19 protein-coding genes, 1 tRNA gene and 3 rRNA genes are annotated in these 25,726 nt (G+C 49.4%); 16 read left to right on the top strand and 7 right to left on the bottom strand.

Translation table 11 applies throughout. The features are described from left to right. Positions 1–4: 4 nt before the first annotated feature. The 5 genes from rbsA (at position 5) to rbsR (ending at position 5,395) form a co-directional block, all read left to right on the top strand. The gene (gene rbsA, locus RHD99_RS23750; RefSeq protein ID WP_183272005.1) at positions 5–1,519 is read left to right on the top strand and encodes a ribose ABC transporter ATP-binding protein RbsA; all 1,515 of its coding nucleotides are present in this window, start codon (positions 5–7) and stop codon (positions 1,517–1,519) included. Further along, entirely contained in the window at positions 1,516–2,481 is a 966-nt protein-coding gene (rbsC, locus tag RHD99_RS23745; protein WP_183272004.1) for a ribose ABC transporter permease, read from the top strand. Before rbsA ends, rbsC begins: the two co-directional genes overlap by 4 nt. Positions 2,482–2,509: 28 nt before the next feature. Next, entirely contained in the window at positions 2,510–3,397 is an 888-nt protein-coding gene (gene rbsB, locus RHD99_RS23740) for a ribose ABC transporter substrate-binding protein RbsB (RefSeq protein ID WP_309876997.1), read from the top strand. Between the two features lie 73 nt (positions 3,398–3,470). Continuing rightward, on the top strand, positions 3,471–4,400 hold the full coding sequence (gene rbsK / locus RHD99_RS23735) for a ribokinase (RefSeq protein ID WP_309876996.1): 930 nt from the start codon (positions 3,471–3,473) through the stop codon (positions 4,398–4,400). A gap of 2 nt (positions 4,401–4,402) precedes the next feature. Then, entirely contained in the window at positions 4,403–5,395 is a 993-nt protein-coding gene (gene rbsR / locus RHD99_RS23730; protein ID WP_309876995.1) for a ribose operon transcriptional repressor RbsR, read from the top strand. Here rbsR and mdtD read toward each other — a convergent pair. Both mdtD and RHD99_RS23720 read right to left on the bottom strand, forming a co-directional pair. Further along, on the bottom strand, positions 5,392–6,774 hold the full coding sequence (gene mdtD, locus RHD99_RS23725) for a multidrug transporter subunit MdtD (RefSeq protein ID WP_309876994.1): 1,383 nt from the start codon (positions 6,772–6,774) through the stop codon (positions 5,392–5,394). The genes rbsR and mdtD overlap by 4 nt on opposite strands. A gap of 42 nt (positions 6,775–6,816) precedes the next feature. Continuing rightward, complete coding sequence (locus tag RHD99_RS23720; protein WP_309876993.1) at positions 6,817–7,515, bottom strand: FadR/GntR family transcriptional regulator; 699 nt, start codon at positions 7,513–7,515, stop codon at positions 6,817–6,819. A 499-nt stretch (positions 7,516–8,014) separates the two neighbouring features. On the opposite strand from RHD99_RS23720, the gene RHD99_RS23715 reads away from it, so the two are divergent. The 4 genes from RHD99_RS23715 to rrf all read left to right on the top strand — a co-directional run bounded on the left by RHD99_RS23715 (position 8,015) and on the right by rrf (position 13,076). Continuing rightward, positions 8,015–9,554 (top strand): 16S ribosomal RNA (locus RHD99_RS23715). 86 nt (positions 9,555–9,640) lie between these two features. Next, a tRNA-Glu gene (locus tag RHD99_RS23710) sits at positions 9,641–9,716 on the top strand. A 219-nt stretch (positions 9,717–9,935) separates the two neighbouring features. Continuing rightward, positions 9,936–12,844: ribosomal RNA gene (locus RHD99_RS23705) — 23S ribosomal RNA — on the top strand. Positions 12,845–12,960: 116 nt separating this feature from the next. Further along, positions 12,961–13,076 (top strand): 5S ribosomal RNA (rrf, locus tag RHD99_RS23700). Together the 16S, 23S and 5S rRNA genes with 1 tRNA gene alongside form the textbook arrangement of a ribosomal RNA operon. 162 nt (positions 13,077–13,238) lie before the next feature. Here the strand turns inward: rrf and mobB are convergent. Together mobB and mobA are read right to left on the bottom strand one after the other, a co-directional pair. Beyond that, positions 13,239–13,745 (bottom strand): molybdopterin-guanine dinucleotide biosynthesis protein MobB, encoded by a 507-nt coding sequence (gene mobB / locus RHD99_RS23695; protein ID WP_309876992.1) that lies wholly within the window; start codon positions 13,743–13,745, stop codon positions 13,239–13,241. Next, on the bottom strand, positions 13,746–14,327 hold the full coding sequence (mobA, locus tag RHD99_RS23690) for a molybdenum cofactor guanylyltransferase MobA (RefSeq protein ID WP_183272964.1): 582 nt from the start codon (positions 14,325–14,327) through the stop codon (positions 13,746–13,748). A gap of 72 nt (positions 14,328–14,399) precedes the next feature. Between mobA and RHD99_RS23685 the strand changes: the two genes are divergently transcribed. From RHD99_RS23685 to dsbA, 3 genes are all read left to right on the top strand, one after another. Further along, positions 14,400–14,669 carry a YihD family protein gene (locus RHD99_RS23685; RefSeq protein ID WP_034499931.1) on the top strand — a complete coding sequence of 90 codons (270 nt, stop codon included), beginning with the start codon at positions 14,400–14,402 and terminating at the stop codon, positions 14,667–14,669. A 76-nt stretch (positions 14,670–14,745) separates the two neighbouring features. Further along, entirely contained in the window at positions 14,746–15,732 is a 987-nt protein-coding gene (locus tag RHD99_RS23680) for a serine/threonine protein kinase (RefSeq protein ID WP_309876989.1), read from the top strand. A 28-nt stretch (positions 15,733–15,760) separates the two neighbouring features. Then, positions 15,761–16,384 carry a thiol:disulfide interchange protein DsbA gene (dsbA, locus tag RHD99_RS23675; protein ID WP_309879257.1) on the top strand — a complete coding sequence of 208 codons (624 nt, stop codon included), beginning with the start codon at positions 15,761–15,763 and terminating at the stop codon, positions 16,382–16,384. Positions 16,385–16,414: 30 nt separating this feature from the next. On the opposite strand, the gene yihG is transcribed toward dsbA, so the two are convergent. Beyond that, complete coding sequence (yihG, locus tag RHD99_RS23670; protein ID WP_309876987.1) at positions 16,415–17,302, bottom strand: 1-acylglycerol-3-phosphate O-acyltransferase, YihG family; 888 nt, start codon at positions 17,300–17,302, stop codon at positions 16,415–16,417. A gap of 445 nt (positions 17,303–17,747) precedes the next feature. Here yihG and polA point away from each other — a divergent pair, with 445 nt between their 5' ends. Both polA and spfP read left to right on the top strand, forming a co-directional pair. Continuing rightward, positions 17,748–20,540 (top strand): DNA polymerase I, encoded by a 2,793-nt coding sequence (gene polA / locus RHD99_RS23665; protein WP_309876985.1) that lies wholly within the window; start codon positions 17,748–17,750, stop codon positions 20,538–20,540. 154 nt (positions 20,541–20,694) lie between these two features. After that, positions 20,695–20,742: a small protein SpfP gene (gene spfP, locus RHD99_RS24085; RefSeq protein WP_071892919.1), complete on the top strand. Its 48-nt coding sequence runs from the start codon at positions 20,695–20,697 to the stop codon at positions 20,740–20,742. A gap of 149 nt (positions 20,743–20,891) precedes the next feature. On the opposite strand, the gene yihA is transcribed toward spfP, so the two are convergent. Then, positions 20,892–21,548 (bottom strand): ribosome biogenesis GTP-binding protein YihA/YsxC, encoded by a 657-nt coding sequence (gene yihA / locus RHD99_RS23660; RefSeq protein ID WP_183272960.1) that lies wholly within the window; start codon positions 21,546–21,548, stop codon positions 20,892–20,894. Between the two features lie 586 nt (positions 21,549–22,134). Between yihA and yihI the strand changes: the two genes are divergently transcribed. Continuing rightward, positions 22,135–22,659 carry a Der GTPase-activating protein YihI gene (yihI, locus tag RHD99_RS23655; protein ID WP_309876982.1) on the top strand — a complete coding sequence of 175 codons (525 nt, stop codon included), beginning with the start codon at positions 22,135–22,137 and terminating at the stop codon, positions 22,657–22,659. Between the two features lie 148 nt (positions 22,660–22,807). Beyond that, positions 22,808–24,181, top strand: coding sequence for an oxygen-independent coproporphyrinogen III oxidase (gene hemN / locus RHD99_RS23650; protein ID WP_309876981.1), 1,374 nt, complete (start codon positions 22,808–22,810; stop codon positions 24,179–24,181). A 135-nt stretch (positions 24,182–24,316) separates the two neighbouring features. Here the strand turns inward: hemN and glnG are convergent, their stop codons facing one another. Beyond that, complete coding sequence (gene glnG, locus RHD99_RS23645) at positions 24,317–25,726, bottom strand: nitrogen regulation protein NR(I) (RefSeq protein ID WP_183272957.1); 1,410 nt, start codon at positions 25,724–25,726, stop codon at positions 24,317–24,319.

Here is a 25,726-nt window from a genome sequence, read left to right as displayed (position 1 = left end):
CGGCATGGAACCCTTACTGCAATTAAAAGGGATCGATAAATCGTTCCCTGGCGTTAAAGCCCTTTCTGGCGCAGCGTTGAACGTCTACCCTGGTCGCGTAATGGCGCTTGTGGGTGAGAATGGCGCTGGCAAATCCACCATGATGAAAGTCCTGACCGGTATCTATCAACGCGATGCCGGCTCGCTGTTATGGCTGGGGAAAGAAACGACTTTTAATGGTCCAAAATCCTCACAGGAAGCGGGCATCGGCATTATTCACCAGGAGCTTAATCTGATTCCGCAGCTCAGCATTGCGGAAAACATTTTCCTGGGACGCGAATTTGTCAGCCGTTTCGGCAAAATCGACTGGAAGAAAATGTACGCCGAGGCGGACAAACTGCTGGCGAAGCTTAATCTGCGCTTCAACAGCCAGCGCCTGGTCGGTGAGTTGTCGATTGGCGATCAGCAAATGGTTGAAATCGCCAAGGTGCTGAGCTTTGAATCAAAAGTCATCGTGATGGATGAACCGACCGATGCGCTGACCGATACCGAAACCGACTCTCTGTTCCGCGTTATTCGCGAGCTAAAAGCGCAGGGGCGCGGCATAGTTTATATCTCTCACCGTATGAAAGAGATTTTCGAGATTTGCGATGATGTGACCGTCTTTCGCGATGGGCAGTTTATTGCCGAACGCGAAGTGGCGACGCTGACCGAAGATACACTTATTGAGATGATGGTCGGACGCAAACTGGAAGATCAATATCCTCGTCTTGATAAACAACCGGGCGAAATCCTTCTGCGGGTCGATAACCTTTCTGGCCCTGGCGTTCATGACGTGAGTTTCACGCTACGCAAAGGTGAAATTCTTGGCGTTGCCGGGTTGATGGGCGCGGGTCGCACTGAATTAATGAAAGTGCTCTATGGTGCGCTGCCGCGTACCGGTGGCTATGTGGCGCTTGATGGTCGCGAAGTGGTGACGCGTTCGCCGCAAGATGGTCTGGCAAACGGCATTGTTTATATCTCTGAAGACCGTAAGCGTGACGGGTTGGTACTCGGCATGTCGGTTAAAGAAAATATGTCGCTGACCGCGCTACGCTATTTCAGTCACAACGTCGGCAGCCTGAGACACAAAGATGAGCAGCAGGCAGTGCAAGATTTTATCCGTCTGTTCAATGTCAAAACGCCATCTATGGAACAACCCATCGGCCTGCTTTCTGGTGGTAATCAACAAAAAGTCGCGATTGCCCGTGGTCTGATGACGCGCCCTAAAGTGCTGATCCTTGATGAGCCAACGCGCGGCGTTGATGTCGGGGCGAAAAAAGAAATCTATCAGTTAATCAATCAGTTCAAAGCCGATGGGTTAAGCATCATTCTTGTGTCGTCTGAAATGCCAGAAGTTCTGGGTATGAGTGACCGAATTATGGTGATGCATGAGGGGCATCTCGGCGGGGAGTTTACCCGTGAAGAAGCGACTCAAGAGATATTAATGGCGGCGGCCGTCGGTAAGCTAAATCGTGTGAATCAGGAGTCTGTAAAATGAGTACCCAGTCTATTCCTACCCGTCGCTGGTTCACAAAAGCGTGGCTGCTTGATCAAAAATCGCTGATCGCTCTGTTGGTGCTGATTGCGATTGTCTCGAGCCTTAGCCCGAACTTTTTCACCGTTAATAACCTGTTCAACATCCTGCAGCAAACTTCCGTGAACGCCATTATGGCGGTGGGGATGACCCTGGTCATTTTGACTTCCGGGATTGACCTGTCCGTCGGTTCATTACTGGCGCTAACCGGAGCGGTTGCCGCTTCGATTGTGGGTTTAGAAGTCAATGCGCTGGTGGCTGTTGCGGGTGCGCTGGCGCTAGGTGCTGCCATCGGGGCTGTGACAGGGGTGATTGTGGCAAAAGGGCGAGTGCAGGCGTTTATTGCAACGCTGGTCATGATGCTTTTACTGCGCGGTGTCACCATGGTTTACACCAATGGTAGCCCGGTAAACACCGGATTTTCTGATAATGCCGATCTCTTTGGCTGGTTTGGTATTGGCCGTCCGTTGGGGATCCCTACACCCGTGTGGATTATGGGTGTTGTGTTCCTGGCTGCGTGGTACATGCTGCATCACACGCGCCTGGGCCGTTATATCTACGCGCTGGGTGGTAATGAAGCGGCGACGCGTTTGTCTGGTATCAGCGTAAACAAAGTCAAAATTATCGTTTATTCACTGTGTGGTCTGCTGGCCTCTCTGGCTGGGATCATCGAAGTGGCGCGTCTTTCTTCCGCGCAACCGACGGCGGGTACGGGCTATGAGCTGGACGCTATCGCGGCGGTAGTTCTGGGCGGTACGAGCCTTGCGGGCGGTAAAGGGCGCATTGTCGGGACGCTGATCGGTGCACTGATCCTCGGCTTCCTGAACAATGGACTGAATTTATTAGGTGTTTCTTCTTATTACCAGATGATCGTCAAAGCAGTGGTTATTTTACTGGCGGTGCTGGTGGACAACAAAAAGCAGTAACAATCATAACCCTACAGGACATCTGAATATGAATATGAAAAAGCTGGCTACCCTGGTTTCCGCTGTTGCACTGAGCGCCACCGTGAGCGCAAACGCGATGGCTAAAGACACCATTGCGCTGGTTGTATCGACTCTGAATAACCCGTTCTTCGTTTCACTGAAAGACGGCGCGCAAAAAGAAGCGGACAAACTGGGATACAACCTGATCGTGCTGGATTCGCAAAACAACCCTGCGAAAGAGCTGGCCAACGTGCAGGACCTGACCGTTCGCGGCACCAAATTGATGCTTATCAACCCAACTGACTCCGATGCAGTTGGCAATGCAGTGAAAATGGCTAATCAGGCTAAAATCCCTGTGATTACGCTCGACCGTATGGCAAATCAGGGCACCGTGGTCAGTCACATCGCTTCTGATAACGTTGCTGGCGGAAAAATGGCGGGTGACTTCATTGCCAAGAAACTGGGTGACGGCGCGAAAGTTATCGAGTTGCAAGGTATCGCAGGGGCATCAGCTGCGCGTGAACGTGGCGAAGGCTTCAAACAAGCGACAGCAGCGCATAAATTTACTGTTCTGGCGAGCCAGCCTGCTGACTTCGACCGTACTAAAGGCCTGAACGTTATGCAAAACCTGCTGACTGCGCACCCTGATGTGCAGGCGGTATTTGCTCAGAACGACGAAATGGCGCTGGGAGCACTGCGTGCGCTGCAAACTGCCGGTAAATCCGATGTTCTGGTTGTTGGCTTCGATGGCACCGCTGATGGCGTGAAAGCAGTAGAAGGCGGCAAATTAGGTGCAACTGTTGCACAGATGGCTGACCAGATTGGTGTTATCGGTGTAGAAACCGCAGATAAAGTATTGAAAGGCGAGAAAGTCGACTCCAAGATCCCAGTTGACCTGAAGCTGGTTACTAAATAAGACGACATTAAGAAAAGCAGGGCATCGCGCCACTCACTAATCTTGGGTGGCGCACTTAACTGGACTGATAAAAATGAATACTAAAGGCAATCTCGTCGTCCTGGGCAGCATCAATGCTGACCATATCCTTAACCTCGAACATTTTCCTACGCCGGGTGAAACCGTCACTGGGCAAGAGTATCAGGTGGCGTTCGGTGGAAAGGGGGCGAATCAAGCTGTTGCAGCTGGGCGCAGCGGCGCAGATATTGCTTTTATTGCCTGTGTTGGCGATGACGACACCGGTAGCCGCGTTTGCAAACAGCTGGCAAGTGACAAAATCGATACTTCCCCGATTAGCACTATTAAAGGTGCTTCAACCGGTGTGGCGCTTATTTTCGTGAATGGCGCCGGGGAAAACGTTATTGGTATCCACGCTGGAGCGAACGGGGCATTAACCCCCACGCTGGTGGCGGAACAGAATCAGAAAATCGCTGAAGCTTCAGTGCTTTTAATGCAACTTGAGTCTCCGCTGGAAAGCGTGCTGGCCGCGGCTAAAATTGCCCATCAAAATCAAACCAAAGTTGTGCTTAATCCAGCACCTGCCTGCGAGCTATCAGATGAGCTTCTCGGGCTGGTGGATATGATCACACCAAACGAAACCGAGGCTGAAAAGCTCACTGGCGTTCGTGTCGAAAATGATGATGACGCGGCGGTTGCTGCTCAGGCATTGCACGCGAAAGGCATCGAAACCGTCATTATTACGTTGGGCAGCCGTGGCGTTTGGTTGAGTGAAAATGGCAAAGGGCAGCGAGTGCCCGGCTTTAAGGTTAAAGCGGTGGATACCATTGCCGCAGGCGATACCTTTAATGGTGCGCTAGTCACCGCATTGCTGGAAGACAAGCCGATGGCTGATGCGATTCGATTTGCTCATGCGGCCGCCGCTATTGCTGTGACGCGCAAAGGTGCACAACCTTCCGTGCCGTGGCGTCATGAAATCGACGATTTTTTGCAGCAGCAAGGATAATCATGCCCACCATGAAAGACGTCGCGAAATTGGCGGGAGTTTCGACTTCAACGGTTTCGCACGTTATCAATAATGATCGTTTCGTGAGTGATGCTATTCGCGCTAAGGTCGATGTCGCCATCAAAACTCTCAACTATGCGCCTTCTGCGCTGGCGCGCAGTCTCAAGCTCAATCAAACGCACACCATTGGGATGTTAATCACCGCCAGTAGCAACCCGTTTTATTCAGAGTTGGTGCGTGGTGTTGAACGGAGTTGCTTTGAGCGCGGTTACAGCCTGGTATTGTGTAACACCGAGGGTGATGAGCAGCGCATGAATCGCAATCTGGAGACACTGCTGCAAAAACGTGTCGACGGTTTGTTGCTGTTGTGCACAGAAACACACCTTCCTTCGGCAGATATCATGAGCCGTTATCCTTCTATTCCTACCGTGATGATGGACTGGTCGCCGTTTGAAGGTGAAAGCGATGTTATTCAGGACAACTCTTTATTAGGCGGCGAACGGGCAACGCAGCATCTTATTGATAATGGCTATACCCGCATCGCCTGCATTACGGGGCCGCAGGATAAAACGCCTGCGCGGTTGCGGCTCGAAGGTTACAGAAATGCAATGAATCGCGCAGAACTTGCGATCCATGAAGGCTATGAAATCATCGGTGATTTTGAGTTCGAGGGTGGTTTCACGGCTATGAATTCACTTCTTGCGCTGGAACACCCACCGCATGCGGTATTCACGGGCAATGATGCGATGGCTGTAGGCGCTTATCAGGCGTTGTATCAGGCCGGTTTGAAGGTTCCGCAGGATATGGCGGTTGTCGGCTATGACGATATAGAGCTTGCGCGTTATATGACGCCGCCGCTCACGACTATTCATCAACCCAAAGATGAGTTGGGTGAGTTGGCCGTGGATGTTCTGATACATCGCATGGCGCAACCCACTCTGGAACAACAGCGTCTGTTCCTGACTCCTGAACTGGTAGAGCGCGGTTCAGTCTAGCGTTTAATCATGTGGCGCCCATCTTTCGGGCGTAACAACAAGAACACCAGAGCTGAAACTAACGTCACTGCGCCCATAGTCAGGAAGGTGTAGTGGAACTGCTCGACAGTGTTAATACTTTCTACACCTTCATACAGCCTGAGCACCGCTGCACTCACCGCTACCCCAAGACTAATTGCCAATTGCTGCGTTACGGCCAGAACGCTGTTGCCGCTACTGGCGTTTTCATCAGTGAGATCGGCAAGCGTTATGGTATTCATGGCGGTGAATTGCGTGGACATTGCCATCCCCAGAATAAACAGTGGCAATATCAGTAACCACACTTCCATTCCCGGTGATTGCAATGAGAATTGGCCAATCAGTAAACCGATAACCACAGTTACCCCAACCAACGTTTTTCTGTAACCCAGACGACGCAATACCTGTGTCACGGTCGATTTCGCCAGTAGTGAGCCCATTGCTGTAGGAGCCATCATGCATCCGGCGATTAACGCCGAATAGCCAAAACCGACTTGTAGCATTAAAGGCATAAGGAAGGGGACGCAGCCAGTTCCCAGGCGCGAGGCAAGATTCCCGACAATCCCGATAGAGAAGGTTCTGGTACGGAACATCGGGAGGGCGATAAGTGGCGTTGGGTGGCGACGTGCGTGCCAGATATAGAGTGTTAATAGAAGCAGCCCGCTGATGATAACCAGGATACCTATATAGCTGGCAACAATGCGCTCGCCGAATAATTCCATTCCACTCGAAATACACACCAGGCTTAAACCAAACAACAGAAAGCCAGTCATATCGAACCCGCGACGTGGTGTCGTAAAGTTCGGCATGTACTTGCGCGCGTAGATTAGCCCGAGAACACCGATAGGTATGTTAATGAGGAAAATCCAGTGCCAGCTTGCCCACGTAACTAAAACACCACCAAGAAGTGGGCCTAAGATCGGGCCGACCAGGCCTGGCATGGTCACGAAATTCAAAACGGGGAGTAATTCACTGCGGGGATAGGCACGTAATAACGCTAAACGTGCGACCGGCATCATCATTGCCCCGCCGATTCCCTGTATCACACGGAAGACAACTAACTCACCGAGCGAACTGGACATCGCGCAGGCAAACGATCCGAGAGTAAAGAGTGATACCGCGACCATAAATACGCGTCGAGTGCCAAAGCGGTCGGCAAGCCAGCCGCTGACGGGGATCAGCATCGCAACAGTAAGGGTGTAACTGATTATCGCGGATTGCATTGCGAGCGGCGAACGGCCCAGGCTATGGGCAATTGCGGGTAATGCGGTGTTTAGAATCGTGGCATCCAGCGCCTGCATAAAGAAAGCCATCGCCGCAATCCACGGTAACCCGGCCATACTGCGAGCTGTTTTCGTCATTTTTGTCCTGATGTTTTAAGGCACGCAGGAGAACGTGAGACTTTACCTGTGTTCGAAGGGTTCTTTTAATAGTGTCTGACCTGCGACTAACGCGGCCTGGCTATCACCCAAGGTAATGGCATCAACAATTGCCTGGTGCAAATCGAGCTTGATAACTTCTTTGTCGGTTATAGCAGTAAAGTAATTGTAATAAATAGAACGGAATAAGTTAGCGAAAGAACCAAGGAATGGATTACCACTCATTGCATAGATTTGTTCGTGGTAGGCCATATCAACTTCTATCCAGCGTTGACGGTCAAATGAGACTTTCAATTTAACCATCTCTGCCATCATCTCGTTGAGAGTAGCTTTTTGCTCACGCGTACCATTTACCGCAGCTAATGCGCAGGCTTGTGGCTCCAGGCTATTACGCATAATAAGGAAGTCATCCACCACATCGTTAAAGTTCTCTTCTGTCATCCACCAGGTGAGCAATTCCTTATCAAGGAAGTTCCAGTGGGCGCGGGGCATTACGCGGGTACCGATGCGAGGGCGAGGTAAAACCATACCTTTTGCTGTTAATGTCTTTACTGCTTCCCTTACCGCCGTGCGGCTTACGCCGAAGAGTTCACCTAACTCTATTTCACCAGGCAAGATGCTACCCGCCTCGTACTCACCTTTGAGAATGCGTTGAGCGAGTTTTTCCGCAAGGACATAGGAAAGATTCTTTTGAGCTGCGAGTTGTTGGGCAGAGAGAGACATAAAAGCAATTCCTTTAGCATTGTTTCTATTATGAGTATGCCACCATGTCTCCTTTTCTGATGCTTAAAACAGCAATAATCCCGTATTACAGACCTTTTTTAGTGCTTTTGGCGAAAAAAAAGACGCTTGGTAATCTTTTTGCAATAAACACTTGTCAGCTTCCAGAAAATCCCTATACTGCGCCTCCACTGACACGGCACAACGGCTTACAAACCGGCCCGTCAGCCAGATGAAAAGCGAAAATAAACGCTTGACTCTGAAAGAGGAAAGCGTAATATACGCCACCTCGAGTTAGCAAGCGAAAGCGCGTAACTCACTGCTCTTTAACAATTTATCAGACAATCTGTGTGGGCACTCGCAGGATTGATATCTCAGATACCTTCGGGTATCAAAAAAATATCAAGTCTTGAAGAGTGACCAAGCAGTAATTCATTTAGTTGAATTATTACGAAAGTTAATTTTTGAGCACCGCTTCACGAGTTGAAGCAAATCAAGCTTTTAATTGAAGAGTTTGATCATGGCTCAGATTGAACGCTGGCGGCAGGCCTAACACATGCAAGTCGAGCGGTAGCACAGGGAGCTTGCTCCTGGGTGACGAGCGGCGGACGGGTGAGTAATGTCTGGGAAACTGCCTGATGGAGGGGGATAACTACTGGAAACGGTAGCTAATACCGCATAACGTCTTCGGACCAAAGTGGGGGACCTTCGGGCCTCATGCCATCAGATGTGCCCAGATGGGATTAGCTAGTAGGTGGGGTAATGGCTCACCTAGGCGACGATCCCTAGCTGGTCTGAGAGGATGACCAGCCACACTGGAACTGAGACACGGTCCAGACTCCTACGGGAGGCAGCAGTGGGGAATATTGCACAATGGGCGCAAGCCTGATGCAGCCATGCCGCGTGTATGAAGAAGGCCTTCGGGTTGTAAAGTACTTTCAGCGAGGAGGAAGGCATTGTGGTTAATAACCGCAGTGATTGACGTTACTCGCAGAAGAAGCACCGGCTAACTCCGTGCCAGCAGCCGCGGTAATACGGAGGGTGCAAGCGTTAATCGGAATTACTGGGCGTAAAGCGCACGCAGGCGGTTTGTTAAGTCAGATGTGAAATCCCCGGGCTCAACCTGGGAACTGCATTTGAAACTGGCAAGCTTGAGTCTTGTAGAGGGGGGTAGAATTCCAGGTGTAGCGGTGAAATGCGTAGAGATCTGGAGGAATACCGGTGGCGAAGGCGGCCCCCTGGACAAAGACTGACGCTCAGGTGCGAAAGCGTGGGGAGCAAACAGGATTAGATACCCTGGTAGTCCACGCCGTAAACGATGTCGACTTGGAGGTTGTTCCCTTGAGGAGTGGCTTCCGGAGCTAACGCGTTAAGTCGACCGCCTGGGGAGTACGGCCGCAAGGTTAAAACTCAAATGAATTGACGGGGGCCCGCACAAGCGGTGGAGCATGTGGTTTAATTCGATGCAACGCGAAGAACCTTACCTACTCTTGACATCCAGAGAATTTGCTAGAGATAGCTTAGTGCCTTCGGGAACTCTGAGACAGGTGCTGCATGGCTGTCGTCAGCTCGTGTTGTGAAATGTTGGGTTAAGTCCCGCAACGAGCGCAACCCTTATCCTTTGTTGCCAGCGGTTCGGCCGGGAACTCAAAGGAGACTGCCAGTGATAAACTGGAGGAAGGTGGGGATGACGTCAAGTCATCATGGCCCTTACGAGTAGGGCTACACACGTGCTACAATGGCGCATACAAAGAGAAGCGACCTCGCGAGAGCAAGCGGACCTCATAAAGTGCGTCGTAGTCCGGATCGGAGTCTGCAACTCGACTCCGTGAAGTCGGAATCGCTAGTAATCGTAGATCAGAATGCTACGGTGAATACGTTCCCGGGCCTTGTACACACCGCCCGTCACACCATGGGAGTGGGTTGCAAAAGAAGTAGGTAGCTTAACCTTCGGGAGGGCGCTTACCACTTTGTGATTCATGACTGGGGTGAAGTCGTAACAAGGTAACCGTAGGGGAACCTGCGGTTGGATCACCTCCTTACCTAATAGATACAAACCCGCGTAGTGCTCACACAGATTGTCTGATGAAAGTAAAGAAGCAAGGCGTCTTGCGAGTGAGACTTCAGTGTCCCCTTCGTCTAGAGGCCCAGGACACCGCCCTTTCACGGCGGTAACAGGGGTTCGAATCCCCTAGGGGACGCCACTTGCTGGTTTGTGAGTGAAAGTCACCGACCTCAATATCTCAAAACTGACTTAACAGTCACGTTTGAGATATTTGCTCTTTAAAAATCTGGAACAAGCTGAAAATTGAAACGACACACTGTTTCCTTTCTCCGTAATAAGAAAGGAAGTATCGGTGTGTTCGAGTCTCTCAAATTTTCACAACATCGATTGTGTCTCACGAGACATCTTCGGGTTGTGAGGTTAAGCGACTAAGCGTACACGGTGGATGCCCTGGCAGTCAGAGGCGATGAAGGACGTGCTAATCTGCGATAAGCGTCGGTAAGGTGATATGAACCGTTATAACCGACGATTTCCGAATGGGGAAACCCAGTGTGATTCGTCACACTATCGTTAAGTGAATACATAGCTTAACGAAGCGAACCGGGGGAACTGAAACATCTAAGTACCCCGAGGAAAAGAAATCAACCGAGATTCCCCCAGTAGCGGCGAGCGAACGGGGAGCAGCCCAGAGTCTGAATCAGTTTGTGCATTAGTGGAAGCGTCTGGAAAGTCGCAGGGTACAGGGTGATACTCCCGTACACAAAAATGCACTTGCTGTGAACTCGAAGAGTAGGGCGGGACACGTGGTATCCTGTCTGAATATGGGGGGACCATCCTCCAAGGCTAAATACTCCTGACTGACCGATAGTGAACCAGTACCGTGAGGGAAAGGCGAAAAGAACCCCGGCGAGGGGAGTGAAACAGAACCTGAAACCGTGTACGTACAAGCAGTGGGAGCCTCTTTTATGGGGTGACTGCGTACCTTTTGTATAATGGGTCAGCGACTTATATTCTGTAGCAAGGTTAACCGTATAGGGGAGCCGCAGGGAAACCGAGTCTTAACTGGGCGTTAAGTTGCAGGGTATAGACCCGAAACCCGGTGATCTAGCCATGGGCAGGTTGAAGGTTGGGTAACACTAACTGGAGGACCGAACCGACTAATGTTGAAAAATTAGCGGATGACTTGTGGCTGGGGGTGAAAGGCCAATCAAACCGGGAGATAGCTGGTTCTCCCCGAAAGCTATTTAGGTAGCGCCTCGTGAACTCATCTTCGGGGGTAGAGCACTGTTTCGGCTAGGGGGCCATCCCGGCTTACCAACCCGATGCAAACTACGAATACCGAAGAATGTTATCACGGGAGACACACGGCGGGTGCTAACGTCCGTCGTGAAGAGGGAAACAACCCAGACCGCCAGCTAAGGTCCCAAAGTCATGGTTAAGTGGGAAACGATGTGGGAAGGCACAGACAGCCAGGATGTTGGCTTAGAAGCAGCCATCATTTAAAGAAAGCGTAATAGCTCACTGGTCGAGTCGGCCTGCGCGGAAGATGTAACGGGGCTAAACCATGCACCGAAGCTGCGGCAGCGACGCTTAGGCGTTGTTGGGTAGGGGAGCGTTCTGTAAGCCGTTGAAGCTGGACTGTGAGGTCTGGTGGAGGTATCAGAAGTGCGAATGCTGACATAAGTAACGATAAAGCGGGTGAAAAGCCCGCTCGCCGGAAGACCAAGGGTTCCTGTCCAACGTTAATCGGGGCAGGGTGAGTCGACCCCTAAGGCGAGGCCGAAAGGCGTAGTCGATGGGAAACAGGTTAATATTCCTGTACTCGGTGTTACTGCGAAGGGGGGACGGAGAAGGCTATGTTAGCCGGGCGACGGTTGTCCCGGTTTAAGCATGTAGGCGGAGAGTTTAGGTAAATCCGGACTCTTATCTAACGCTGAGGTGTGATGACGAGGCACTACGGTGCTGAAGTAACAAATGCCCTGCTTCCAGGAAAAGCCTCTAAGCATCAGGTAACATCAAATCGTACCCCAAACCGACACAGGTGGTCAGGTAGAGAATACCAAGGCGCTTGAGAGAACTCGGGTGAAGGAACTAGGCAAAATGGTGCCGTAACTTCGGGAGAAGGCACGCTGTCGGTAGGTGAAGCGATTTACTCGTGGAGCTGAAGGCAGTCGAAGATACCAGCTGGCTGCAACTGTTTATTAAAAACACAGCACTGTGCAAACACGAAAGTGGACGTATACGGTGTGACGCCTGCCCGGTGCCGGAAGGTTAATTGATGGGGTTATCCGCAAGGAGAAGCTCTTGATCGAAGCCCCGGTAAACGGCGGCCGTAACTATAACGGTCCTAAGGTAGCGAAATTCCTTGTCGGGTAAGTTCCGACCTGCACGAATGGCGTAATGATGGCCAGGCTGTCTCCACCCGAGACTCAGTGAAATTGAAATCGCTGTGAAGATGCAGTGTACCCGCGGCAAGACGGAAAGACCCCGTGAACCTTTACTATAGCTTGACACTGAACATTGAGCCTTGATGTGTAGGATAGGTGGGAGGCTTTGAAGCGTGGACGCCAGTCTGCGTGGAGCCAACCTTGAAATACCACCCTTTAATGTTTGATGTTCTAACGTAGACCCGTGATCCGGGTTGCGGACAGTGTCTGGTGGGTAGTTTGACTGGGGCGGTCTCCTCCTAAAGCGTAACGGAGGAGCACGAAGGTTAGCTAATCACGGTCGGACATCGTGAGGTTAGTGCAAAGGCATAAGCTAGCTTGACTGCGAGAGTGACGGCTCGAGCAGGTGCGAAAGCAGGTCTTAGTGATCCGGTGGTTCTGAATGGAAGGGCCATCGCTCAACGGATAAAAGGTACTCCGGGGATAACAGGCTGATACCGCCCAAGAGTTCATATCGACGGCGGTGTTTGGCACCTCGATGTCGGCTCATCACATCCTGGGGCTGAAGTAGGTCCCAAGGGTATGGCTGTTCGCCATTTAAAGTGGTACGCGAGCTGGGTTTAGAACGTCGTGAGACAGTTCGGTCCCTATCTGCCGTGGGCGCTGGAGAATTGAGGGGGGCTGCTCCTAGTACGAGAGGACCGGAGTGGACGCATCACTGGTGTTCGGGTTGTCATGCCAATGGCATTGCCCGGTAGCTAAATGCGGAAAAGATAAGCGCTGAAAGCATCTAAGCGCGAAACTTGCCCCGAGATGAATTCTCCCTGAGACCTTGAGTCTCCTGAAGGAACGTTGAAGACTACGACGTTGATAGGCTGGGTGTGTAAGCGTAGCGATACGTTGAGCTAACCAGTACTAATGATCCGTGAGGCTTAACCTTACAACACCGAAGGTGTTTTAAGAATAATGAGAAAGACACTTTAATTTTCAGCTTAATTCCAAGATTTTAAGTTAATGGTCATATGAAAATATGACGGTTAATGAAAACAGAATATGCCTGGCGGCAACAGCGCGGTGGTCCCACCTGACCCCATGCCGAACTCAGAAGTGAAACGCCGTAGCGCCGATGGTAGTGTGGGGTCTCCCCATGCGAGAGTAGGGAACTGCCAGGCTCCAAATAAACATGAAGGCCACCTTAACGGGTGGCCTTTTTGTGTTTGTGACAAAACAGTCGGGAACAGTTTTGCACGCCGGTCACGGCGGCCCCGGAGGGGCGAGTATCAGGATGATAAGAGTATTTACAAGAAAAAAGCCTGCAACAGCGCAGGCGAAACTCATTTATTAAGCCATTTAGCAATAAAATCAGCAATCTGGCTGGGTGAATTGATGTCCAGAACCGGAAGTCTTGCATTCAGGATCGGCACGTCACTCGATATGGCAATAACATTACTGTCGATTTCCAGCTCATCAATGCTATGCGTTAGTCCTGACCGATAAAGCAGGATCTTAGGTATCGCCTCGTGCTTAAAACCTTCAACTAATATCAAATCGAGTGAGGTCGGATCCATTCGGCTGGCGAGCCAATGTAAATCCAGTTCTTCTTGCTCAGATGTTTCAGTCATTAGCGCCCAGCGATTCTTATTGGCCACAATCGTTTGTGCTGCACCAGCTTTCCGCAATTCGTAGCTGTCCTTTCCAGGTTTATCGACATCCACATCATGATGAGTATGTTTGATTAGGCCTGGGCGTATCCCTTGTTGAATGAGTAAAGGGATCAATTGCTTGAGAAGCGTTGTTTTACCGGTGCCACTCCAGGCGGCAATAGCGAGCAGAGGTATCATCTATTTACGCTCCCATTGGGCAAGATCATCAGGTGAATTCACGTTGATGAAGTTTTGCATCTGGTTCGGGAATAATACGGCGTGACCGCCAGCCTCTCGTAGAAAGTACATAACCCGCCGCTCGCCAGAAGCCAGATAGTTTTCCAGCGATATCGCTAGTTTGTTATGTAAAAGAGCGATGGTTGGATGATCTCGCTCACCATCATTTACCCATATGGCGCAGGACGCCCCTTTCTGTTCCCAAAGTTTGTATGCCAAATCGTCCGGGATATTAGGCGTATCGCAAGGGCAAAACAAAAACCATTCGCTATCAAGTTTCTGCATTGCTGATAGCATTCCTGCCAATGGCCCAGGGTAATCAGGCAGAGTGTCACTCAGGACAGGTAATCCAATGGACTGATATATATCAATATTTCTATTTGCGCTAATCACCACGTTATTGACTTGAGGCGTGAGTTTTCTGGTGACATGCTCAAATAATGGCAGACCATTTAGGTGTATCAGTCCTTTATCCTTGCCACCCATTCTTGTGGCTCTTCCTCCCGCCAACACCACACCAGTAACTTCCGTTAAACATCTCACTTATATCGCCTCTTTTAATGTGGGTTTGAGCCTGCTAACGTGTCACATCTCTCATGTGAAAGGAGCACAATCATGAAATGCAAACGTCTTAACGAACTGCTCGAGTTACTTCAGCCCGCATGGCAGAAAGAGCCGGACCTCAACTTGATTCAATTTTTGCAGAAACTTAGCAAAGAGTCAGGTTATACCGGTGAATTAACCGATCTCACTGATGATGTGCTGATTTATCATCTGAAAATGCGCGACTCTGCAAAAGATGCTGTTATTCCCGGCATTCAGAAGGATTATGAAGAAGATTTTAAGACAGCATTATTACGCGCTCGCGGCGTAATTAAAGAGTAAAAGCTTGTAAGCCGGCCCACTTTAGTGGTGATGAAATGTTATCCTCAACTATTCGTATTTACAGTTGGTTGCCTGGATGACAGACGGCGCTTTCAATTTTCAAACACTACATCCGGATACCATCATGGATGCCCTGTTCGAACAGGGTATACGGGTGGATTCCGGCTTGACCCCATTAAACAGTTTTGAAAACCGCGTTTACCAGTTTCAGGACGAGGATCGTAAACGTTATGTGGTTAAGTTTTATCGGCCTCATCGTTGGTCACCTGAGCAGATAGAAGAAGAGCATCAGTTTGCACTTGAGTTGCAAGCTGATGAGGTTCCGGTCGCCGCTCCCCTGCATTTCAACGGCAACACGCTATTACGCCATAACGGCTTTATGTATGCTGTGTTCCCAAGTTTGGGGGGAAGGCAGTACGAAACAGATAACCTCGACCAGATGGAATGGGTGGGGCGCTATCTTGGTCGTATACATCAAACCGGTCGACGTAAGCAATTTTCTGCGCGTCCTGACATAGGCTTAAGTGAATACTTATTTGAGCCTCGCGAAATGTTTGAGCATACGCCTTTGATTCCCTCTGCCCTCAAGAAGGGATTTCTCAGTGCAACAGATGCGCTAATAGCTGAAGTTAAACTTCATTGGCATACCGATTTTCAGCCATTGAGACTGCATGGTGATTGCCATCCAGGGAACATTCTCTGGCGTGATGGCCCTTTGTTTGTCGATCTGGATGATGCCCGAAATGGCCCGGCAATTCAGGATATCTGGATGCTTCTCAATGGTGACAAAGCCGAGCAGAGAATGCAGCTGGAAATGATTGTCGAAGCGTATGAAGAGTTTACCCCATTTGAATCAGACGAAATTGCACTCATAGAACCTTTACGTGCAATGCGAATGGTCTATTATCTCGCGTGGATAATTCGACGCTGGGATGATCCTGCTTTCCCCAGAAATTTTCCATGGCTTACAGACGAAGATTACTGGCGAAGACAAACTGCGACTTTTACAGAGCAGGTAAGGGTTCTGCGTGAACCACCACTAACATTAACGCCAATGTATTAATCAGTATTTATTCAGGAGAGATTTAATGATGAAAAAGATTTGGCTGGCGCTGGCGGGGATGATCCTGGCATTCAGCGTGTCTGCCGCGCAGTTTAAAGATGGAAAAGAATTTATCACTTTAGAAAAACCTGTTGCCGGTGAGCCACAAGTTTTAGAGTTTTTCTCCTTCTACTGCCCACATTGCTATCAGTTTGAAGAAGTTCTTCATGTCTCTGATACTGTGAAGAAAAAGCTGCCAGAAGGCACCAAAATGACAAAATACCATGTTGAGTTCCTGGGCCCATTGGGCAAAGATTTAACTCAGGCATGGGCTGTTGCGATGGCATTGGGCGTGGAAGACAAAATCACCGCTCCACTGTTTGAAGCAGTACAGAAGACTCAAGCTGTTCAAAACGTTGCTGATATCCGCCAGGTGTTCATCGATGCTGGTGTTAAACCAGAAGAGTACGACGCTGCATGGAACAGCTTTGTTGTGAAATCATTGGTTGCTCAACAAGAGAAAGCTGCTGCGGATCTACAATTGCAGGGCGTTCCAGCTATGTTCGTAAACGGAAAATATCAGTTGAATCCGCAAGGCATGGACACGAGCAACATGGACGTGTTTATTCAGCAATATGCTGATGTTGCCAAGTTCCTGGTTGGACAGAAATAACAAAAAAGCCGGTCATTGACCGGCTTTTTTCTATTGCTTGATGCTTGTCAGTAGCTCGTCTTTCTCATGCCACAATGCATTCAACCATTGCTGGAAGCGACGTTTAAAGGCTTTATCATTTACATAATCGCCATGCAGATCCTCTGCAATAGGCACCAGCGACACTCTCACCACAATTCGCGTCATTTTCCCGGTTAACATGTCATAAAATGGTTTTTGTGTATTTTCAGGATAACAAAGCGTCACATTCAGCAGTTTATCGAATTGTTTCCCAAGAACATTGAGAGCCATTGCGATCCCTGCTGCTTTTGGCGGAAGCAGGTTTTTAAAAGCTGAACGAGTCTGTAAACGCTTCTCTTTAGTAAACCTTGAACCTTCGACAAAATTCACGATGGTCGTTGGGTGAGAGCGGAATTTTTCACAAGAACGGCGAGTGGTTTCGACGTCTTTGCCACGTTGCTCCGGATGACGTAACAAATACCCGCGCGAATAGCGTTTCATGAAAGGCATATCCAACGCCCAACAAGCTAAACCCATAAATGGCACCCAGGCGAGCTGTTGTTTTAAAAAGTACTTATTCATTGGGATATGTTTACGAAACAGCACACACAAAATGACGATATCAGCCCAGCTTCTGTGATTACAAATCAGCAGATACCAGTTTTTTTTACTGAGTTCATCGAGCCCTTCAACATCCCATTTCAAGTGTGGATTTAACCTGAGCAAAAAGGCCAATCCTTCACACCAGCAGTACATCATGGAATCAGCAAATGCCGAGATTGAGCGCCAGATGATGGGAATAGGTAGAAGCAGCTTGATAATGCCAGCAATAATAATGGGTACTGAGCAGGCTACAGTGACCACGATAGTAAGAGCGACACTCAGAATCAAAGTTATCGCGGCGAATAATCTCGACATAAATAAATTTTTCAGATGGTTAAGGAGTGTCGGGTGCTGGGAATAGGATAGTAAGGCTGAATTTTATCAGAAATTTATCACCAGTGATGACACTAAAACTGCTGAATAATAAATCCGCATACCACATGCTTTGAATAATACCGGTCTATAACATAATTTATTTTTATATCCACATTTATCGATCATTAGCAAAATGTCTTCTTAGTGAATGAGTGTTATGCAAGATATTGAAAAATATTGAAATTAATCCTGGTGATGATTTCCTTACAGATTAGCAATCAATTGCTTAAAGAATTATGCACAAACTTATCCACAATATTGATCGTGGGGCCGATCTCGAAGATCAACAAAACTTTTCACCTTATCTTCCTCAAAAGTTCATGTTTTCAGCCAGGCTATGGCATCCTTTACCTATAAACTAAAACCAGTCACGGAACGGAACATTATGGTTCAGATCGCGCAAAACCCACTTATCCTCGTTGATGGCTCCTCTTATCTCTATCGTGCCTATCACGCCTTTCCACCGCTGACCAATAGCAAAGGTGAACCGACCGGGGCAATGTACGGCGTGCTGAACATGCTGCGTAGCTTGTTGTTGCAGTACCAGCCGACTCACGCCGCTGTGGTGTTTGATGCTAAAGGCAAAACCTTCCGTGACGAGTTGTTTGAGGATTACAAATCACACCGACCACCAATGCCAGATGATCTTCGAGCGCAAATTGAGCCACTTCATGCGATGGTAAAAGCCATGGGCTTACCTCTGTTGGCTGTTTCAGGTGTGGAAGCAGACGATGTTATCGGTACGCTGGCGCTTGAGGCGGAACGTGTTGGCCGTCCGGTACTGATAAGCACTGGCGATAAAGATATGGCGCAGCTGGTTACTCCTGGCGTTACGCTTATCAATACCATGACTAATACTATCCTTGGCCCGGAAGAAGTCCGCACTAAGTATGGTGTACCTCCTGAACTTATTATCGACTTCCTGGCTTTAATGGGTGACTCATCAGATAACATTCCTGGTGTACCGGGCGTTGGTGAGAAAACTGCACAGGCGTTACTGCAAGGTTTAGGTGGTTTAGATGCACTGTATGCCAACCCAGAAAAAATCGCAGAGTTGACCTTCCGTGGTGCGAAAACCATGGCCGCGAAGCTTGAGCAAAGCAAAGACCTTGCTTACCTCTCCTATAAACTGGCTACCATCAAAACGGATGTTGAGCTCGAGTTAGGTTGCGAGCAATTAGAAGTACAGCAGCCAGCAGATGAAGAGTTGCTTAGCCTGTTTAAACAATATGAATTTAAACGTTGGATTACGGACGTTGAAGCGGGCAAGTGGATGCAGGCTAAGGGCGCGAAACCTGCAGCGCAATCCCCTAAAACCATTGAAATTGAAGCCGAAGTTGAACCGGAAGAACCTGCCAGTGCGCTTTCTTATGACAACTACGTCACCATTCTTGACGAAACAGTACTTGAAGAGTGGATTTCCCGCCTGAAAAAAGCGCCTGTTATCGCTTTCGATACTGAAACCGACAGCCTGGACAATATCAGTGCGAACCTCGTGGGACTTTCGTTTGCCACCGAACCGGGCGTTGCGTGCTATATCCCTGTCGCGCATGACTATTTAGATGCTCCGGTGCAGATCCCTCGTGAACGGGCGCTCGAACTTCTAAAGCCGTTACTTGAAGATGAAAGTGTTCTTAAAGTTGGACAGAACCTGAAGTATGACCGCGGCATCATGCAGAACTACGATATTGAGTTGCGCGGAATTGCATTCGATACCATGCTCGAGTCCTACATACTTGATAGCGTGGCAGGCCGCCATGATATGGACAGCCTGGCTTCTCGCTGGCTGAAGCACACGACTATCACCTTCGAAGAGATTGCCGGTAAAGGCAAAAAGCAGCTGACATTTAACCAGATCGATCTTGAGCAAGCTGGACGTTATGCCGCAGAAGATGCAGACGTTACCCTGCAGTTGCATCTGAAGATGTGGCCCAAGCTTGAGAAACGTGAAGGGCCATTAAGCATCTTTAAAAATGTTGAAATGCCGCTTGTCCCTGTGCTGTCACGCATTGAACGTAACGGCGTCAAAATTGATCCCGTTATTCTGCACACCCATTCTGAGCAGTTGACGAAACGACTGGCTGAACTTGAATTGACTGCACATGAAATAGCTGGCGAAGCGTTTAATCTTGCTTCACCTAAGCAGTTGCAGACTATTCTTTTTGAGAAACAAGGTATTAAGCCACTGAAGAAAACCCCTGGCGGCGCGCCTTCTACTTCTGAGGAAGTGCTGGAAGAATTAGCACTGGATTATCCGCTGCCAAAAGTCATTCTTGAGCACCGTGGTTTGGCGAAGCTGAAATCGACTTATACCGATAAGCTGCCACTAATGATTAACCCGAAAACCGGGCGCGTGCATACCTCTTATCATCAGGCGGTGGCCGCGACCGGGCGTTTGTCTTCTACCGAACCGAACCTGCAAAACATTCCGGTGCGTAATGAAGAAGGGCGACGTATTCGCCAGGCCTTTATTGCACCCAAAGATTACTTGATCGTTTCTGCCGACTACTCGCAAATCGAGTTGCGCATCATGGCGCATTTATCTCGTGACAAGGGTCTGCTGACAGCATTTGCCGAAGGCAAAGATATTCACCGTGCTACTGCATCTGAAGTATTCGGAATTCCGTTGGATAGCGTTTCTGGAGAGCAACGCCGCAGTGCGAAAGCGATTAACTTCGGTCTGATTTATGGCATGAGCGCATTCGGCTTGTCACGGCAGCTCAATATTCCACGAAAAGAGTCGCAAAAATACATGGATCTCTACTTTGAGCGCTACCCTGGCGTGCTGGAGTACATGGAGCGCACTCGTAAGCAGGCTAAAGAGCAAGGTTATGTTGAAACGCTGGATGGACGTCGTCTGTATTTACCGGATATCAACTCTAGTAATGCGGCACGTCGTGCCGGTGCTGAGCGTGCGGCTATCAACGCGCCTATGCAGGGAACGGCAGCTGACATCATCAAACGTGCGATGATTGCCGTCGATGCCTGGCTTGAGGCTGATAAACCGCGCGTAAAAATGATCATGCAGGTACACGATGAATTGGTATTTGAAGTTCATCAGGATGATCTGGAAGCCGTATCGAAGAAAGTCCACGAACTGATGGAAGGCAGCATGAAACTGGATGTGCCGTTGCTGGTGGAAGTTGGGAGTGGTGCAAATTGGGATGAAGCGCACTAATTTGAAGCGAGTTCTGTAACTAAAGAACATAAGTCATAGCTTTTTGTGATGATGCTTCAAAATTGGCGTGCAAAGAGTGAAAAAAAACTACAAAAAATGCTTTTTCATCCGAATAAAAAGGAGTAGAGTTATTTGCGTAGGGTACAGAGGTAAGATGTTCTATCTTTCAGACCTTTTACTTCACGTAATCGGATTTGGCTGAATATTTTAGCCGCCCCAGTCAGTAATGACTGGGGCGTTTTTTATTGTGCCATACCCATAAAACTTCAAGCTGCATCTTTGTTGGCAGCGTTCATTTGCCCCCGCAATGCAACTCGAATTATTTTAGGTATGGCCAATAACGAAGGATGGTTATTCGCCAGTCGTCTCGTCGTCTTCTTCTACACCATCTTCTTCAGTTGCTGGAGCAATATCGTTGTACCAGCCATCTAGCTTATGACGCAGTACATCGACACCAATTTTCTTCAGTGACGAAAACGCCTCAACCTGAATGTCACCGTTAAAGTCCACTACTGCGGCGCGCACCATATTCAACTGTGCTTTACGAGCACCAGATGCCAACTTATCAGCCTTGGTTAACAGCAACATGACGGGAATGTTGCTGGCAACAGCCCAGTGAATCATCTGCTGATCAAGGTCCTTAAGTGGATGACGGATATCCATCAGCACGACCAGGCCTTTCAAGCTATTACGCTTTTGCAGATATTCACCGAGCGCGCGCTGCCATTTCAGTTTTACTTCTTCCGGCACTTCGGCGTAGCCGTAACCCGGTAAATCCACCAGACGTTTACCTTCAGCGACTTCAAACAGGTTGATGAGCTGAGTACGGCCTGGTGTTTTACTGGTTCGAGCCAGTGCTTTCTGATTGGTCAGCGTATTTAAAGCGCTGGATTTCCCTGCGTTAGAGCGGCCTGCGAAAGCAACCTCAATACCGGTATCAGAAGGTAAATGGCGAATGTCCGGTGCGCTAAGCACGAAGTGGGTCAGTTGATAATTCCAGTTTGTCAAAACGGTTGTCTCCCTCAGGATGAGCATTGTGGGGGATTATACCTGAACATGGGGAAAACGCCGTGTTTCTCGGCGCGGCTTACAGGATTACAGAAATCCGCCCGAGGTTTGTAGGATATTGACCACTCTATCTGTCAGAGAACGCAGTGTTGATTGTTGCAGTGATAATTAAAAGATTATACATAACAGTCAATTATGATTGTTTGCTCGGATTACACCAATGACTTAACACAAATACTCATCTTGTAGAATCAATGGGTAAGAGTAAAGTTAGCGGCACAGGCAAAGGAGAGCCACGAAGGATAGCAACTCAGGATGAGGGTTCAGGATCGTCAGGACGGCGAGGAACCAAGGAAATGCCAGGAGGCAACGTCAGGAGACGTTTAACAAGGACATGGATTGACACGGAAGTTGTTTGCAAAGGAAAGACAGGGCGTCGAGTGCAAACAGGGATTGTGTGACCAGATAAAGGTCCAGGAACAAGAAAAAGGCGACAGGTTAACCTGCCGCCTTTTTTCTTTGCTTGCTTTCTGCTAGATTCCGCCGCAATTCTATACTGAATGAAAACGGCTCAAGAAAAATTATTATGAAGCAACAAAACTCAGCAGTACCTGGTTCTAAACCTTCAAAAGCACGCCGCAAAACGCGTGAAGAGCTTGATCGTGAAGCTCGCGATCGCAAACGTGAGAAAAAGCACAGTGGCCACGCTGCGGGTAGTCGTGCAACTGGCGGCGTCGAGTCGGCTAAAAGTGGAAAAGGCAGCAGCCAGGCCAAAGATCCGCGCATTGGCAGTAAAAAACCAATCGCCCTGGGCGTAACTGAAGTCCAGGTCAAAAAACCGAAGCAGCACAAACCTAAAAGCGAGAAACCTATGCTAACACCACAGGCTGAGCTGGATTTGCTGGAAAACGATGAACGCCTGGATGCGTTGCTGGAACGTCTTGAAGAAGGTGAAACGCTCAATGCCGAAGAGCAGGCTTGGGTTAACGCGAAGCTTGATCGCATCGATGCACTGATGGCTGAACTCGGCATCGCTTACGATGATGACGAAGATGAAGAAGAAAAAGAGAAGGGCGATGATCTGATGCGCCTGCTCAAAGGCACTGATTAACGATTACCCCGATGGGATTACCTGTTCTTTTCGTGGTTATTCCTCTGGTGTGTTATCTGCTGTGGTTATTCGTTAAACTACGGCGGTTGTCGCGATTGCAAAAATCGTTGCGCCGTCAACGAATGCGGCATCACCGGAGGAAGTGAGTATGTCTGAGCAGTTAATCGATTGGGATCTGGCCCTGATCCAGAAATATAATTATTCAGGGCCGCGTTATACTTCTTACCCGACTGCGCTGGAGTTTTCAGAAGACTTCGGTGAGGCGGCATTTCTACAGGCGGTGGCTCGTTATCCTGAGCGCCCGCTGTCGCTATATGTTCATATCCCGTTCTGCCACAAACTCTGCTACTTCTGCGGCTGCAACAAGATTGTGACTCGGCAGACGCACAAGGCCGATCAGTACCTTGATGCGCTGGAACAAGAGATTGCCCACCGTGCGCCGCTCTTCAAGGGCCGTCACGTCAGCCAACTGCATTGGGGCGGCGGTACACCAACTTACTTGAGTAAAGCGCAGATAAGCCGTTTGATGGGGCTTCTACGGGGTCATTTCAATTTCAATGAAGACGCCGAGCTGTCTATTGAAATCGATCCGCGTGAAATCGAACTTGATGTGCTGGACCACCTGCGTCAGGAAGGCTTTACTCGCCTGAGTATGGGGGTGCAGGATTTCAACAAAGAAGTTCAGCGTTTGGTTAACCGCGAACAAGACGAAGAGTTTATCTTTGCCTTGATTCAGCGCGCGCGCGAACTGGGCTTTACATCAACCAATATCGATTTGATTTATGGTCTGCCAAAACAGACGCCGGAAAGTTTTGCTTTCACGCTCAAACGCGTGGCAGAACTCAGCCCGCATCGTTTAAGCGTTTTTAACTACGCGCACTTGCCGACATTGTTCGCGGCGCAACGCAAAATTAAAGATGCAGACTTACCCAGCGCGCAGCAGAAACTCGATATTCTGCAAGAGACCATCAGCTCGCTAACGGCGACTGGATACCAATTTATTGGCATGGACCATTTCGCTCGTCCGGATGATGAACTGGCGATTGCTCAACGCGAAGGGAAATTGCACCGTAATTTCCAGGGCTACACCACCCAGGGAGATACGGATCTGTTGGGCATGGGCGTTTCCGCCATCAGCATGATTGGCGATTGCTACGCACAGAACCAGAAAGAGCTTAAAACGTATTACCAACAGGTTGATCAGCAAGGCGATGCGCTATGGCGTGGTCTGGCATTAACCCGTGATGACTGTATTCGTCGTGACGTTATCAAAGCGCTGATTTGTAACTTCCAGCTCAACCTTGTGGAAATCGAAGAGCTTTGGGATCTGAATGCTGAAGAGTACTTCGCAGAAGATTTGAAATTGCTGAAGCCACTAGAGAAAGATGGGCTGGTGGACATTGACGGTAAACATATCCAGGTCACGGCAAAAGGTCGTTTGCTAATCCGTAATATCTGCATGTGTTTTGATAGTTACTTGCGCCAGAAGGCACGGCTGCAACAGTTCTCTCGCGTAATCTAAATATCCGTCATTCTTCAAGTTGTGGGGGCGTTGGCAGCGCTCACTAACCCCAGTCACTTACTCAAGTAAGCTCCTGGGGATTAGCTCTCTTGCCGCCTACCCACAACTCGAATTATTTAGGATATAAATTGTAAGCTACTCCATTCCCAACTCTTTGAGCTTACGCGTCAGGGTATTGCGTCCCCAACCAAGAAGCCTTGCTGCTTCCTGCTTATGCCCTTGCGTATGGCGTAGCGCAGTCGTCAGCAGTGTACGCTCCATCTCTGGCTGAGCCTCAGAGAGTAAGTTCTGATGACCGGAACGTAATGCGCGATCTGCCCATTGTGCCAGCAGTGTTGCCCAACTGTCGGACTGAGAATGCGCCGGACTATCGGGAATCGTTGTCTCGAATAGTTCGGCGGGCAAGTCCTGAATCAACACTTCCTGACCTGCCGCCATGACTGTTAACCAGCGACAAGTATTTTCCAGCTGGCGGACGTTTCCAGGCCAGGCCAAACGCGTTAACGCCGTTTCGGTTTCGGGATGGAGCAGCTTTGCTTCCACACCCAATTCCTGCGCGGCATCTTGCAAGAAATGGCGAGCCAGGCGCGGAATATCTTCGCGGCGCTCGCGCAGAGGTGGCAAATGCACACGTATTACGTTCAGGCGATGGAATAAATCCTCACGGAATTTCCCTTCCTGTACGCGCAACTCAAGATTCTGGTGAGTCGCGGCAATAATCCGCACATCCACTTTTACGGGCGCATAACCGCCAACGCGATAAAACTGCCCATCAGCTAACACGCGAAGCAAACGGGTTTGCACGTCCAGCGGCATATCACCAATTTCATCGAGGAACAGTGTGCCGCCATCAGCCTGCTCAAAACGGCCCTGGCGAATTTGATTCGCACCGGTAAAAGCACCTTTCTCATGGCCAAACAGCTCGGACTCAATCAAATCCTTTGGAATGGCGGCCATATTCAGCGCGATAAAAGGGGATTTCACTCGCGGACTATGACGATGTAAAGCGTGGGCAACCAACTCCTTACCCGTACCGGATTCGCCGTTAATCAGCACACTTATTGATGATCGGGACAAACGACCAATAATGCGAAACACATCCTGCATCGCGGGGGCTTCACCGATGATATCGGTCGTCGGCCCATTAACCTGCACATTACGCGGTTGCTGTTGTTCCTGATAATGACTGATGGCTCGCTCAACAAGTGCCACTGCTTCATCAATATCAAAAGGCTTTGGCAGGTAATCAAATGCACCTTGTTGATAGGCGCTCACCGCCGCTTCAAGGTCTGAATGAGCTGTCATTATGATGACCGGCAACATCGGGTGCCGTTGTTTAATCTGCTTTAGCAGCGCCAAACCATCCATGCCGGGCATGCGAATATCAGATAACAAAACGTCCGGGGTTTTGGTTGCAAGAGCATTCAGGACTTCATTGCCACTTTCAAACGTGGTGCAGCTTAAACCCGCTCCAGTCAGAGCGCGTTCCAGCACCCAACGGATGGAGCTATCGTCATCAACGATCCAAACTATCCCTCGTTGCAT

Source organism: Buttiauxella selenatireducens (assembly GCF_031432975.1).
Taxonomy (GTDB): Bacteria; Pseudomonadota; Gammaproteobacteria; order Enterobacterales; family Enterobacteriaceae; genus Buttiauxella; species Buttiauxella selenatireducens.
Note: the sequence above shows the minus strand (reverse complement) of the source record. Positions and strands in the feature narration are given on the sequence as shown.